Source organism: Nocardioides sp. NPDC004968, from assembly GCF_040608935.1.
In the GTDB taxonomy this organism is placed as follows: domain Bacteria; phylum Actinomycetota; class Actinomycetes; order Propionibacteriales; family Nocardioidaceae; genus Nocardioides.
On record NZ_JBEXJF010000009.1, the window covers coordinates 119,869 to 133,832 of the forward strand.

General features: G+C 65.3%; 9 protein-coding genes. 1 reads left to right on the plus strand and 8 read right to left on the minus strand.

Going from position 1 to position 13,964, the window contains the following annotated elements; translation table 11 throughout:
* Positions 1-168: 168 nt before the first annotated feature.
* From ABZU72_RS12280 to ABZU72_RS12305, 6 genes are all read right to left on the minus strand, one after another.
* Positions 169-1,515, minus strand: coding sequence for a low temperature requirement protein A (locus ABZU72_RS12280; protein WP_355019132.1), 1,347 nt, complete (start codon positions 1,513-1,515; stop codon positions 169-171).
* A gap of 143 nt (positions 1,516-1,658) precedes the next feature.
* Complete coding sequence (locus tag ABZU72_RS12285) at positions 1,659-2,186, minus strand: YbhB/YbcL family Raf kinase inhibitor-like protein (protein ID WP_355019133.1); 528 nt, start codon at positions 2,184-2,186, stop codon at positions 1,659-1,661.
* Between the two features lie 2 nt (positions 2,187-2,188).
* Positions 2,189-3,565: an NADP-dependent succinic semialdehyde dehydrogenase gene (locus ABZU72_RS12290; protein WP_355019134.1), complete on the minus strand. Its 1,377-nt coding sequence runs from the start codon at positions 3,563-3,565 to the stop codon at positions 2,189-2,191.
* A gap of 10 nt (positions 3,566-3,575) precedes the next feature.
* The gene (locus ABZU72_RS12295; protein WP_355019135.1) at positions 3,576-4,649 is read right to left on the minus strand and encodes an NAD(P)-dependent alcohol dehydrogenase; all 1,074 of its coding nucleotides are present in this window, start codon (positions 4,647-4,649) and stop codon (positions 3,576-3,578) included.
* A gap of 144 nt (positions 4,650-4,793) precedes the next feature.
* Positions 4,794-5,840, minus strand: a complete 1,047-nt coding sequence (locus ABZU72_RS12300; protein ID WP_355019136.1) for a hypothetical protein — start codon at positions 5,838-5,840, stop codon at positions 4,794-4,796.
* 704 nt (positions 5,841-6,544) lie between these two features.
* A complete protein-coding gene (locus ABZU72_RS12305) occupies positions 6,545-9,859 on the minus strand; it encodes a BTAD domain-containing putative transcriptional regulator (protein ID WP_355019137.1) in 3,315 nt (1,104 codons plus the stop codon).
* A 310-nt stretch (positions 9,860-10,169) separates the two neighbouring features.
* Between ABZU72_RS12305 and ABZU72_RS12310 the strand changes: the two genes are divergently transcribed.
* Positions 10,170-10,859 (plus strand): type 1 glutamine amidotransferase domain-containing protein, encoded by a 690-nt coding sequence (locus tag ABZU72_RS12310; RefSeq protein WP_355019138.1) that lies wholly within the window; start codon positions 10,170-10,172, stop codon positions 10,857-10,859.
* Positions 10,860-11,231: 372 nt separating this feature from the next.
* Here the strand turns inward: ABZU72_RS12310 and ABZU72_RS12315 are convergent, their stop codons facing one another.
* Entirely contained in the window at positions 11,232-12,116 is an 885-nt protein-coding gene (locus ABZU72_RS12315) for an alpha/beta fold hydrolase (protein WP_355019139.1), read from the minus strand.
* A gap of 458 nt (positions 12,117-12,574) precedes the next feature.
* Complete coding sequence (locus ABZU72_RS12320) at positions 12,575-13,891, minus strand: hypothetical protein (protein ID WP_355019140.1); 1,317 nt, start codon at positions 13,889-13,891, stop codon at positions 12,575-12,577.
* Between the last annotated feature and the right edge of the window lie 73 nt (positions 13,892-13,964).

Below are 13,964 nucleotides of genomic sequence, written 5' to 3' on the forward strand. Positions count from 1 at the left end.
AGGCTTCACGGCGAGCTCGACTACCGCACACCCATCGAGGTCGAGCAGGCCTACTACGCTGACCACGATTCAGCCCACCCGGCGATTGCCGGACAGGGAAACCGATAGGAACGAAACCCAGGGCGAATCAGACAGCGCGGGTAGTTGCTCCAACCGCGGTGCGTACCGCTATTCCGAAAGGGACGTGGATCGGGCGGGATCCAGTCCATTCGTGTCGGCTTCCAGAACGCGGACGGTGTGACTGAAGCCGACCAGTTCGTGCCCGACGACCTCGATGACGGCGCTGAGGGCCACCAGGACGATAACCGACACCAACGCCACCAGACTTGCGCGGTCCGACAGGTCCAAGGGCTGGTCGACACCCAGAAGGGCGCCGATGATGAGCGCCAGGGCCAAGGGGACCAAGGTCGACAAGAACAGGGGCACATGGGACAGGTCGTATGCGCGCATGAGAACACTCCACGTCAGGAAGACCGTCAGCAGCACCGCCCCGACCGGGATCGCGAGTGAGACGGCGACATCGAAGACCGACAGGTGTTCCTCATGCACTGCTGTGGAAGCAATGCGCAAGCCGGCCCCGACAGCAGCGATGCTGCCGAAGATCGGCAGGTGGGCATATCGCCAGAGCCAGACGCGGTCCGGCCACTCCTCCAGGATCGTTCGTGAGGGAATGAGGGAGTACGCCCACCACAGGGCCCCGGTGAGCACTAGCCCGGACGAAACGATGGTGACGGCCGCCAGCGACCAGCCGTCCGTCTGAGCCAGAGCGGTCACCGCAGCGGCCGTCGCAGCGACGACCTCGCCCAACGTGATCAAGGTGAGGAGGTGGAATCGCTCCGCCACATGACCCGCATTCCAAGGTGCTCGCCCCAGTCGCCGCTCCAAGATCACGGGCGCGACCATCTCGCTGATCGCCAAGACCACCAGACCGACAGCCGTGAGGCCGACTGGGAGCGGGAGGACGGCGAGCAGGATCCACAACACCTGGGCGGCCGCGATGGTCGAGGCGTAGCCGATGGCGATATGGCGTCGTTCGTCGTCTTCACGCGCAGCACGCAACCACAGAGCGACGAGCGGTAGCCGCATGATGACGTAGCCGATCAGCATGATGTCGCTCTGCGGGATATGCCCGTGTACGGCATCCTCGAAGCCGTCTGCCAAACCGACCGTGAAGACGACCGCCCCGATCATCTGAGTGGCGGTGACGATGCGGAAGAGGGCGTCGTCATTGTTGTAGGCCGACGAGAACCACGTGAAGTTCATCCACGCCCAACTGAGCGCGAAGACAGCGAATGCGTATCCGGTCAGGGCCGCAACCACGTGCCCTTCGCTCACGTGGTGGGCCAGTTCATCAGCGGCGGCCGCGAAGGCGACGACGTAGACCAAGTCGTACAACAGTTCCAAGGGTGTGACCGAGCGACCCCGCTCAGCAGGATCTCGGCCGACCATCGGCCGTAGCCGATGGTGGAGATCGTGCTTGAGCTGTGACCTTAGGGCCACCGGGTCGAATGACATCGCTGTCTCCTCATTTGGGTCCTGACACCGACGGGCGGTGACGTCTCCGCGAACCGCGAAAGGTCCGCCCGCAGCCACGGGGAAGTCAGTCGTTTCGGCTCGCACCATCCGTATCTGCGAGAGCCGGACGACTATATACCTCATCAGCGTTCGTAGGTGCCGACAATGGTGGCCCGGGCGATCGCATGGGTGAACAGCCGAAAACCAAGGAGCGCCGGCGTGGCCGACTCCAGGAGATCGATGTGCTCAACGTCGACCGCGTGCACGGCGAAAAAGTAGCGATCAGGACCGTTGCCTGGCGGCGGCGCCGAGCCGAGGTAACGCTTGTAGCCGGCGTCGTTGGCGAGAGTACGAGCATCGCCGGGCAGAGCCGAGCCGTTTCCGGCGTCTGCAGCCAGCTCGGTCACGGTGACCGGAAGGTCGGCCACCGCCCAGTGCCAGAAGCCAGAGGCGGTCGGCACGTCAGGGTCGAAGACCGTAACTGCGAAGCTCCGGGTCTCCGTCGGAAAACCCGACCATCTCAGTTGAGGCGAGATGTCCTTGCCGTCCCCACCCAGCACGCCACCCACCTGTTCCAGTGGGAGCTGCTGCCCGTCCTTGAACGAGGTCGAGGTGAGCGAGAAGCTCGGCAGCGACGGAAGGAAATCGTACGGGTTGTAGGGAATCGCCATAATCAGGCCTTCCAGACGGATTTGAGGTTGCAGAACTCGCGGATGCCCGCGAAGGACAGTTCCCGGCCGTAGCCGGAGTTCTTGACGCCGCCGAAGGACAGTTCTGGATAGGAGACGGTCATGCCGTTGAGGAAGACTCCGCCGGCCCCAAGCTCCTGCACGAAGTACTCCTGTTCCTCCTCGTCGTCGGACCAGACGGCCGAGCTGAGACCAAAGGAGGTCTGGTTAGCCACTCGGGCGGCTTCCTCCCGGTCGGCGACCCGGTAGACGGAGGCCACCGGCCCAAACGCCTCCTCCTGGACGATGCGCATGTCGTCGGTGAGTCCAGCCAGCACGGTCGGGGAGTAGTACCACCCCGGACCGTCCGGGGCGAATCCGCCGGCCAGCACCTGAGCGCCCTTATCACGGGCGTCGTCAACCAGCGCCGCGATGTCGCGACGGCCCCCTTCGGTGGCGAGCGGACCGACATCGGTCGACTCCTGCATCGGATCACCCACCACCAGCTTGCCGATCTGGGCGAGGAACCGTTCGATGAAATCGTCGTAAATGTCCATGTGCACGATGAAGCGTTTGGCCGCGACGCACGACTGTCCGTTGTTCTGCATCCGAGCCCGCACGGCGGTGGTGGACGCGGCATCCAGGTCGGCGCTCGGCATCACGATGAACGGGTCGGAGCCGCCGAGCTCCAACACCGACTTCTTCACCTGCTGGCCCGCCGTTCCGGCCACCGAGCGGCCAGCCGATTCGGACCCCGTGAGTGTCACCGCCCGTATGCGCGGGTCCTTGATGATGTTCTCGACATCGGCCGAAGGGATCAGCAAGGCACGGAACGAGCCGACCGGGAAGCCGCCGCGTTCGAAGAGGGTGTCCAGATAGAGAGCTGCCCGGGGCACGTTGGACGCGTGCTTGAGCACCCCGGTGTTACCGGCCATAAGGGCAGGCGCCGCGAAGCGCATTACCTGCCAGAGCGGGAAGTTCCACGGCATCACGGCCAGGACGGTGCCGATGGGTTGCCAGACCATCCGGGCACTGACCGCCCCGATGGACGACGGATCGTCCACCGGGGTCTCAGCCAGGAACTTCTCCGCATTGTCGGCGTAGAACCGCATGCTGTGCACGCACTTCCCCACCTCGGATCTCGCCGAGGCCAGCGTCTTGCCCATCTCGAGGGTCAGCATCGCGGCGGCCTTGTCGGCCTCCCCCTCGAGCACGTCGGCCGCAGCCTTCATCCAGGCCGCCCGCTGGGCGAAGGTGGTGTGCTTCAGCATGGCCAAAGCTGCGGCGGCTTGGGTCAACCGGCGTTCGACCTCGGCCGTATCGTGCGGCTCGTACTGTTCGACCGTCTCACCCGTGGTCGGATTGATCGTTGCGATGGGCACGGAGACCTCCTCAGTCGAAGACGATCACCTGGCGGCCGACGACGTCTCCGCGGGCGACCCTCTCAAGGTTTTCGTTGATGTCTTCGAACTTCACCGGGGTGATGGTGTTCTGGATCTTGCCGGCCGTGGCCAGGGCGACTACTTCGGAGATGTCCTGGTGATTGCTCCAGAACGACCCGTGCCAGGTCTGCTCGCTGCCGACCACGAGGTTGACCGGGAGCGTGGCGTCGCTGGCCATCAGTCCCACCTGCGCCACGTCGGAACCCGAGTTCAGGATCCGGAAGTCGAGATCAAGCGAGTCCTGGCCGCCGGCGCAGTCGAGGATGGCGTCGACGCGGCGACGGCCGGTGAGCTCCTCGAGCTGGTCCTGGACCTGTTCGGGCGTGGCGTCCCTGGTGTTGATCGCGTGGTCGGCCCCGTACTTGAGGGCGAGATCGAGCTTGTCCTGTGTGCGGGAGAAGGCCACGATATCCGCGCCGCCGCTGAACAGCCGTGCGTACTGCACGGCGTAGCTGCCAAGACCGCCGATACCCGTGACGACCACCGTGTGACCCGCGGTGAACTTGCCTCGCTCGACCAGCTTCTTGATGCCCCGGTAGGGCGTAGCGCCAGCATCGGTCAACGGAGCGAAGAACTCCGGGCCCTGCCCCTCGGCGGGGTTCAGCTTGATGGCGTGCTGGTAGGGCACGGCCACGTACTCGGCGTAGCCTCCCGGCGGGCCGAACCCCAGCCAGCGGCCGGCACCCGTGCACAGTTGTGTGTTGCCCTTGACGCACTGCTCGCAGGTGCCGTCGCCCCAGCCGGGATCGACCAAGACGAGGTCCCCCTCCCCGAGCTGCCCGTCGGGAACGAGCGAACCCTTGCCTACGACGCGGCCGGCGATCTCGTGGCCCGGGATGATCGGAAGCTCTGCCGGCAGGGCCACCTCGAAGTAACCGTGCATCTGCTGGTAATCGCTGCGGCACATCCCACAGGCGCCGACCTTGATCAGCAGTTCGTCAGCCTTGGGCGTGGGAATGTCGACCTCGTCGAACCGGAGCGGCTCTCCGAACTTCCAGATAAATGCCGCCTTCATCTTTGCCATGACGTTCTCCCTCGTGGGTGCTTGTCTGTCAGAAAGCAACGTAGGAGCGATCAGTGGACAGACAGTGGACAAGCGGAAGTTCAGTTCCCGTCAAGAAACGGCCTTCTATCCTTCGTCTCCGCGCTCATCACCCGCGGCCCGCACTCACGGCTCGACGAGACGCCGATGCGGGGCCGTCTCCCGCTGCTCGACGGGAATGACAGGCCAACGCCGCCAGACCGCGACGTGCAGGATGACCGCCGGGCCGAGGGCACAGAGGGCGGCAAAGTTTATCCAGTCGTCCGTACTCGCTCCGGCCTGCCACCTGTGTCCGAGCGCGGCGGCGCGCAACACGAAGTATGTCAATGCGGAGAGCGCCGCTACGAGCCCCAGCACGGCTAGGCGCCCGGCAACCGGGGGCAGACTGTCCAGTGGCCACGAGCCAAGCAGCAGGCCCACGAGCAGAGCAATAGCGATTACGCAGCCGCTCACCGCGGCTATCCGGGGCGGCTCAGCGACCAGACGGATCAGGACATACGACACCGTGGCGCCACCAAAGACGAGCACGCTCCCGGCAAGGTGGCGCAGCCAGATCCGAACGATGCGAGCGGCCGGCCAGCCCCGCAGCGTCGAGTACAGCACCACCTGCCAGATGCCGAGCACCGCAAGCCACGCCCCGTACGCGGATCCGGACACCAGGCCGCCTCGAACCAGCAACAGGTAGGCGGCCGTGCCCACGATCCAGGAGGTGATCAGGGCAGCCGGCCCGGCCACGCCCCTGGGCAGGCCATGGACCGGCCGACCCTCATGAACGAGGGTGAGCTGAAGCATCGCCGCCACGACCCCGCCCGCCAGTGGAAGAGTGGCAGGGAAGGTCGCCGCACGCCCCACCCCTGGGAACGGGTCGATCAAGGCGCCGGGGTCGATCCGGTCAACCACCGCCTGGCCGAGGGTGGCGAAGACGAACGCAGCGACCATTGTCCCGAGCGTGTCGGTCAGCGCCGACCAACGACCAGGCAGCAACGTCCCGGGCCAGTCGTCCCACCAGAACGCGATCATCAGGAGGACGGGCAGGCCGAACGTGACGAGCGGTCCAACCACCCGCAGCGCGACTTCTGGGTCACCCGCGGCGAACGCGATCGCCGCGGTAAGCGGCAGGACCACCACCAGGCCGGCCAAGCCGGAGGCGGGTTGCGACGCTAGCTTCAGCATGATGTTGCCATTCCGGACAGACGCCGCCGGGCTGACACCGATTACTAGCGCTCCGTGCCCCCTGCGGCGTGTAGTGGTCGAGGGCAACTCAGACTGCTCCCTTCGAGTGACGAATCACTGGATCGGCGGACAATGACTTGGCTGCTTCAATACACCGCCGAGGAAGATGGGCTCTCCGCTGACCTCCACTCATTGGCTTCGACGGCCACGAAAGCGTTCGCCTGGACTGTGATCGTGAAGCTGGTTGGGCCGAGACCTGAGCGTTCGACACTCAACCCGGAATCTGCCGATTGGCCGTCTCTGCGATGCCCGTGAAATCACTGTCCACTGCCGATTAATGGTCCATCCAGCGCTGGCGCCGATGCACGCCGACTTGGTCCAGCAGACCAAGAGTCAGCTCGGTCATTGCGTCGGAAGTGTGCGAGAAGTCGTTCGCCGACGCGCATCGGCCTAGCCGAAACCCAGTAGATCGCGGGCGTAGCGTGCGATCAGTCCGCCAACGCGGGGATGAGGTTGCGGAACATGAAGGAACTCGTAAGGAACCCGTGGATGCCGGCTACCAGTGGCGGGTCGTCATGCGCTGGCATGCCATACACCCGCTCTCGTAGAAACGGTGCAGGGAGGTTTCACGGGCAGTTCACCGTGCGGCGGCGCCGACTCCAGCACCTCAATTACCCGGACATGGACATTCCTGCATCTGGCCCCTAGGGCGGATTTGATGCCGGGTAGTGGGATGTCAGGGATGCTATGCCGTTAATCCCTGGCTGAGCGTGATCGAGTTGAACCAGGAAGTCGGCGGCGCGCTGAGAAAATAGGTAAGCCTGCTGTTTTGCCGACTCTTCTCGAGCCTTGATAGCCGCAGCCCGCACCGCTTCCGTCGGCCGCCCCTGCGCCTGTAGCAGCCGGGCTCGCATGAGCAGCAGTAGACCCTTCGAGTGGCGCTGGCCATGGCTGCGCAGGTAATGATCGGCCCGGTCCAGGGCCGCAGCCGCCTTCACTATCTCCCCGGCAGCCAGCTGCATATCGCCCAGGAGTGTGTACCAGGTAGTGACGCATGAGCGCACGGGGTTGAGCAGGTTCGTTTCGATCACCTGCTCAGCCTCAGCTGCGGCTGCGGCTGGATCAGACCCGGTGAGGGCCTCGGCCCAGCTCCGTGCGAGACGTTGGTAGGTGCCAAGGAAGACGTAAGAGAAGTCGGGATCGACTGCGATGCCACGGTCGGCGGCGCGCATCGCAGCAACCGGGTCGCCCGCGATAGCCGCGATCCTCGCGGCCATCGTCGCCCATATGGTGACGGAGTAGCGGTCGTTGCCGGCGGCCTCTAGCCGGTCCAAGAGCAAGTGCGCGCCAGCGACGTCACCGTGCAGCGCCGTCGTCTCGGCCAACAGACCGGTCATGAGCAGACGAAGGTCATGCTGAACCGGGTTTTCCTCAGAGCCGGTGGCGTCTGCAAGGAGGGTCTGTTCGGACTGACTGAGATATCGGAACGCTTCGCCGATGTTGCCGATGTCCCATTGGTGAATCCCCCACGCGTGGAGGCCATAGGTGCGCACGATGGGGTGCGGCGAGGACTTACCGAGTTTGAGGAGTTGCTGCGCCAACACGCCGGTCTGGTTGAGGTCGATGCATTGGGCGTAAGTAGCCCAGCGGGAGTAGAGGAATCCGGCGGCTTCCACTTCCCGGCCCATGTCGCGAGCCAAGTTCTCCGCGCGCTCGAGCACCTCCAGCTCCGCACCCGCGTACATCGACCGCATGCCGATCACCGCGATGAGCTCAGACAACGCAGCAAGCTCGGACTCCGCCAGGCCCGCGGTTCGTGCCACCTGAGCTGCCAGCCGCAACTGTTGCTCGGCCGCTTCTAGGGCGGACTTAGCCGCGGCCTGCCGGCCCGAGCGCACCAACGCTGCCGCAGTGCGTCGTGGCTCGGCCAGCGGCCCGGCCGCCCACAGGTGATAAGCCACTTGGTCAGACACCGATACGCCCAGCGCGGCAGTCGCTTCCAGGGCATTCGCGACCCGCAGGTGCAAGCGGGTCGCGTGCCGTGGCGACGTCGCCTCGGAGACGGACTCTCGCACCAGGTCGTGCGCGAACCGGACAGAGTACGGGTTGCCCTGGACGGGCGCCAGCAGCCCAAGGGCCTCTACAGGCTCGAGGCGCGCGAGGCATGTCACGACGTCAACGCCAGCTACACGGGCGAGCAGCCTCAGGTCCACTTCTCGGCCGATCACCGCAGCAATCTCGAGCAGGTCGCAAGCGTCTCCATCCAAGCCCGCCATCCGGTCACGCACGACGTCAAGCACTGTCGAGGGGACGCTCGTGCGCGCGAACCCATCCCCGCCAAGCGACCCAGCTCCAGCAAGCAGCCTGGCCAGTTCCTGGACGAAATACGGGTTGCCGGCTGTCCGTGTATGGATGTTCAGGGCACTGTCCGGATCGGGGGTTCGCCCCATCTCACGACCGACGAGTTTCGCGACGTCATGCACGCTGAGTGGGCCGAGCCGGAAGCGGCGATGACTCATCGACCGGCTGGCTTTCGCAAGTGTCCTTGCCAGATCCGGGCCTGGCAAGGGCGCGCGGTCGCGGGCGGCTCCGAGGAGAACGGTTCCGGACGGCAACCGCGAGGCCAGATGTCCGAAGAGCTGCTGCGAGGCGGAGTCCGCCCATTGGAGGTCGTCGACGATCACCATGACCGGTCGCCGCGCCGAAGTCTCAGCGACCAGGGCGTGGACGTTCTCGAACAGGCGGAACTGTCCGCTGCCGCCCGGCAGTACCTGCCCGGTCACGACGTCCTCGTGAGGTTCTAGGAGGCGGCCGAGGTCGCCCGCCGTCCATGTCGCCCGCTCCGCGGGTGGGGCGGCCTCAAGAAGTGTCCGGATGACCTCCACCCACGGCCACATCGGCGGGGCACCCTCACCGTCTAGGCAGCGGCCCCACGCAACAAGGAACCCTTGATCGGCTGCTTCTAGGGCCGCCTCTTCCATAAGACGCGTCTTGCCCACGCCTGGCTCACCCTCGACGATGACGAGACCGGTGCTGCCACCAGAGGCCTGCTCCAGGCTTGCCCGCAGCATCGCGAGTTCCCCGGTCCGACCGATCAAACCGGCGCCGGCCTCGCGGAGGAGGCGCAACGAGTTCTCGAACTCGGTTCCGGCGCTCTCGATCTCGACAGTACCGTGCGTGGGGTGCCGTTCGATCGCCGAAGGGACGTCTTGTCGCAAGACCTGAAGATAAGCCCGCTCCAGCGCAGGCCCTGGGCCGATGCCGAGTTCCTCCGCTAGTCGCGCGCGTACGGATTGGAACGTAGACAGTGCGTCGGCCTGTCGGCCAGCAGCACCGAGAACTGTGATGAGACTGGCCTGCAGCGGCTCGTGCAACGGCCCCATCGTGGCGGCGAGCTGTAGCGGTGAGAGCACTCTCTCAGGTCGGCGGACCGATAGGCCGAGTTCGGCCGCCGCCCCGCAGGCATCGAAAAACTCGTCGTTCAGTCCAGCGAAGAGTGGCGTTGTCCGGGGCCCGTGAATCAGCCCGTCGCCCGCGGAACCCTGCCAGAGTTGGAGCGCCTCCTCGTACTGATCGAGCGCCACCTCCAGGCGCCCGCCCGCGAGGGAACTGCGCGCAGAATTCACCAGGGCTCTGAAGGTCGCTAGGTCCAGCACCCCTTCCCCGGCGGTAAACAGGTAGCTGTCGCCTCGCCGTACCAGATACGAGCTGGTGCCACCGGCAGGAAGGTTGGGCTCCAGCAGGCGCCGTAGTGCGCCGATGTACTTGTGTATGACGTTGACCGCGCTGTCCGGTGCTTCTTCCCCCCAGATCAGGTCGATCAGCTCGGCCTTGCTGACAGGTGCCCCTTGGTGGGCCAGAAGCAGTGCGAGCAGGTAGGCCTGCTGCCGCGGACCGGCATCCAGCTCGACGTCGCCGCGCCACAGACGCAGTGGACCGAGGATCTGGATTCGCAGCGCGGCGCCCTGAGCTAGGTGAGTACCCGCGGTGGCGGCAACGCGCGATGTGGAGATGCCCACGTCTATCAACACCTAGATCGAGCCGACAGATGTCCAATCGCGAGCAGCGCTGCTTGACCCCGCCCGCGCGACGCAGCGCCCGAGGCTACTGTGAATCGGCAGTCTACGACTCCGGGAGAAGAAAATCACCCGGCTTCGCCGGACAGCGCCACAGACGCTCGCGCGTGCCCAACCTGGCGCCGCCAAGAACGTCCAGGCTGCCTCCATAGAGCGGGAGAATGCACGCAAGCGTCGGCACGGAGGAGACGGTCCACCGATCGTCAACGGACGGTCAACGGACTATCCAGGGGGCCGTCATACCGTCCGAGGCATGAAGATCCTCATCGTACTGACATCACACGACGTGCTAGGAAGCACGGGGCGTAAGACGGGATTCTGGCTCGAAGAGCTCGCCACACCCTACTACCACTTCCGTGACGCGGGTTGGGACATCACGCTCGCATCACCGCACGGTGGACGCGCACCGCTCGACCCCAAGAGCAACGAACCGCAGTTTCAGACGGACCAGACCCGACGGTTCGAGGCCGACGCAGAGGCGGAGGCACTGCTCGGTGCAACGGACCGCTTGGGCTCCGTGTCCGCCGACGACTTCGACGCAGTGTTCTACCCGGGAGGTCACGGACCGCTGTGGGACTTGGCCGAGGACCCGACCTCGATCACCCTGATCGAACAGATGGTGAGAGCTGGCAGGCCGATCGCCCTGGTCTGCCACGCTCCCGGAGCCATGCGCCACACCACGGCCGCCGACGGGACACCTCTCGTGGCAGGCCGACAGGTAACCGGGTTCACCGACAGCGAGGAAGCCGTGATGGGCCTCACCGAGGTCGTGCCCTTCCTCGTCGAGGACGAGCTCGTCGCGCACGGCGCCGTCTTCTCCAGAGTCCGCGACTTCGAACCTCACGTGGTCGTTGACGGCTCACTCATCACCGGTCAGAACCCTGCCTCATCCGGCCCCGCCGCCGTTGAACTGATCTCGGTTGTCCGAAACCTCGAGACGTGACTCGGTCGCTGATAGCGGTGGCGCAAAGATGGACGCCGACCACTCCCCGGTTCTCCGTCGGGCGACGGTAGGAAACCTCGCCGCGAGCGCGGCACTGCCGCCGGTGGCGAGCACCGCAGTTCGGCGGCGTCCCAGTCCACCTGCGGGACAAAGCGCCCTTTCAGCACTGAAGGACGACACCCAACAGGTTGCCTACCGGTTCTAGCTCGACCGAGCAAAACTCGATGAACCCAAGTTGAGGTCTTCAAACAGACCTGCTGAAACCACCCGGGTCCTAACACGCGTCGAAGCTCATTCCGGCGCTCGCTGAAAGCGGCATGGGCAAAACACCAAGTTGCGTCGAGCAGTCAACGTCTCCGCGAGTGCACGCGACTAGAGCCCGCGGCGGACGAGCCAGTCGAGTGCGGCATCCGCGAGCGTGAGCCAGCCCTTGTCGAACGCCGCGCTGTGGCCGCGATCGGGGTACTCGACCAGCTCTGTGTCCGCGCTCGAGGCGGAGTAGAGTTTGTAGGCAGCCCTGACCACGACGGCAGGCACGGTGTGGTCTTTGCCCGCGGCCATGAGCAGCAATGGTCCGCGGTCCGCTCGACGGGTGTCGACTGTCGTGGGCGAGCCGGGCGTGAAGTTGGCCGACGAGGCCTCAAACAGCGGGCGCCCGGGCCCAGGGATCGCGACGCGCTGGTGGAGCTCGTCGGACTCGGCTCGAGGCAGTGCATTGCCAAATGCGTAGGCGAACTGGTCGGACGTCAGCGCGACCGTCCGGCGCCTATTGCGAGGGTTGGACAGCACCGGGAAGCTCGATCGGAGCAGGCTCCACGTGACGACGCGTACACCCTTGATCGGCGCAGGCGAGATCGCGACGACGGCGGCGGCGTGACCTCGCACGAGGAGCTTCTGCGCGACCAAGCCACCGAAGGAGTGGCCAATCACGATGGGTGGTGCCCCCAGGCCGGCGATCATCTCGGCGTAGCTGTCGGTGATGTGGTCGACGCCCAAACCGACCATTCCGACCGGATTGGAACGGGTGGTCTCCGGAGTATCAGCTTCCCCGGGCCAGCCGGGCGCAAGAGTGTCGTAGCCCTCCGTGCTGAAGTGCTCTTGCCATGGCACCCAGCACGTGGAGTGGATCCACAAACCGTGTATGAACAAGACGCGGCGTCTCATCGCTGACCTCATCTGCACAGAAGGGACGTCCAACGTCCGCCAGGTTATGAGCGTTCGGTTGATTGCCAGTGGAACGGGAGTGAAGTCGCTCATCGCACCGCTTGCTCGTGCAGCCGCTCCGGGAGCACTCCGTCGGACTACGGTCTACGAGACTTCCGTATGACGGGGACCGTTCGACCCCTGACGCCACATCCCGATCAGCCAGACCCGGAGCCTGACCGATAACGAATGTCGATGCCCCTGGCTTCATCGTGCACGCCTACGTCCACCTGGTCGAGGACAGAGTGGAGCGCACGAAGCGCGGTTGACGCGGTACTCGGCACCGCGGAGACTCCATCGAGGACCCAGCGCCTGTCCCAGGCACTCGGCGCTGCTCGTCTCGAAGAATCTCGCCCCGACATCGAACTGTCACCTGCGCCAACACTGGGACGGATCACATAAACGCCCCAGTGTTCCGCGAAGGACTCGGTGTGCCTCGGCCGTACTAGAGGGATGCTGAGCCGGAGAGTAGTGGCATGCCGCACGCCGGGACAATGACGGCAAATCCCTGGTCATTGAACCGTAGCGGTGACCTTGCTCTGATCGTTCGTAGCCCGCCGACTGATGAGCAGTGCACCGACGACGGCCAGCGCAACGGTCACGGCCGGCGACAGCGTGGCGAGGGTGGCGCTGGCATCCTGCTCGAGCAGGATGATGCCGACCACAGACGATGCGACCCAGGTGCCGAAGAGCCGCCGGTTCGGCCGACGACAGGCAAGGCCGCGGGCGTCGTCACGCGATCCGCGCATCAACACGTGGACGAGCACCACTCCCGTCCAAGCCATGATGAGGACGCCCTGGTATGCCAGCGCCTCGAGCAAGTAACTGAGGACGTCGGTCAGCATGAAGAGGTAGGCGAGGGCACCGCAGATGAGGACCCATGCGATGTGCGGCAGCCGAACTCCAGCTACCTTCTCAGCCACGACCTCGAGATTGTTCGAGGCGAGGAAGTAGTTGGCCGTGTTGATCCGTGTCTGGGAAATGACGATCAGCAGCACGCCAGCCAGCCCGAGCGAGCCGGTGACTGCCTGGACGACGCCGGTCTCGGTTCCCTCAACACCGTAGGCGTGGACGACGTACATGCCCACCAGGCCGTTGATCCCGAAGGTGCACAGGTAGAAGAAGGGACCGAACGTGACGCGCTGGTGGAACCGGGTGTCCTCCGCCCGCCCGAGGGCGGCGAAGTCCATCGTGAAGAGCATCATCACCCAGATGCCCATGTAGATCAGGTACGACCCGACCCAGCCAGGCACGACCGACTCAGGCCCGGCGACGGTGAGCCAGCCACTGGGGTACCCACGGTCGACCGAGCTCACCACGACAAGGGCGACCAAGCCCACGCAGTAGAACGGGAGCAGGAAGCCGTTAAGGCGGTCCAGCCAGTTCCGCACGCCCCCGAAGGCGAGCGGGAGGGCGTAGGCGACGCAGACGAAGTACCAGACCCTGATGTCTCCGCCGAACCACGTCTGCAGGGTTGCGGCGATCACCGAACCCTCGAAGACCCCGTAGTACAGCGCCGTGATCCCGATCAGCAACGCTGCAAGCGTCGAGCCGATGCCCCCGAAAAGCGCCTGCGAGATGCGTTCGACCGTACTCCCAGTTCGCAGGGCGTAGGCCGCGAGGACGCGGTTGATCACCCCGAAGGTCACGATCGCCAACACCATCCCGACGAGAGTGCTGCGCGCGCCGTACGCCGCGGTGGACGCCGTCGCGACGTAGAGCCAGAACATGGCGCTGAACAACGCCCACCATGCCATTGCGAGCGGCCAACGGCCTACCTGCGTCTCGTGGGCGGACTCTTCGATGTCGTGGATGCCGAGGGGTGGCATAGGGGTGACCTCTTCTCGTGAGCAGGTTGCTTATCGAGGAGAGTGACGTCGAATTGACCTCGCCACAGTGCGC

Coding starts and splice junctions, on each gene's coding strand:
- ABZU72_RS12280 (WP_355019132.1), bottom strand. CDS start 1,515: ATGTCATTCGACCCGGTGGCCCTAAGGTCACAGCTCAAGCACGATCTC.
- ABZU72_RS12285 (WP_355019133.1), bottom strand. CDS start 2,186: ATGGCGATTCCCTACAACCCGTACGATTTCCTTCCGTCGCTGCCGAGC.
- ABZU72_RS12295 (WP_355019135.1), bottom strand. CDS start 4,649: ATGGCAAAGATGAAGGCGGCATTTATCTGGAAGTTCGGAGAGCCGCTC.
- ABZU72_RS12300 (WP_355019136.1), bottom strand. CDS start 5,840: ATGCTGAAGCTAGCGTCGCAACCCGCCTCCGGCTTGGCCGGCCTGGTG.
- ABZU72_RS12310 (WP_355019138.1), top strand. CDS start 10,170: ATGAAGATCCTCATCGTACTGACATCACACGACGTGCTAGGAAGCACG.
- ABZU72_RS12315 (WP_355019139.1), bottom strand. CDS start 12,116: ATGAGCGACTTCACTCCCGTTCCACTGGCAATCAACCGAACGCTCATA.
- ABZU72_RS12320 (WP_355019140.1), bottom strand. CDS start 13,891: ATGCCACCCCTCGGCATCCACGACATCGAAGAGTCCGCCCACGAGACG.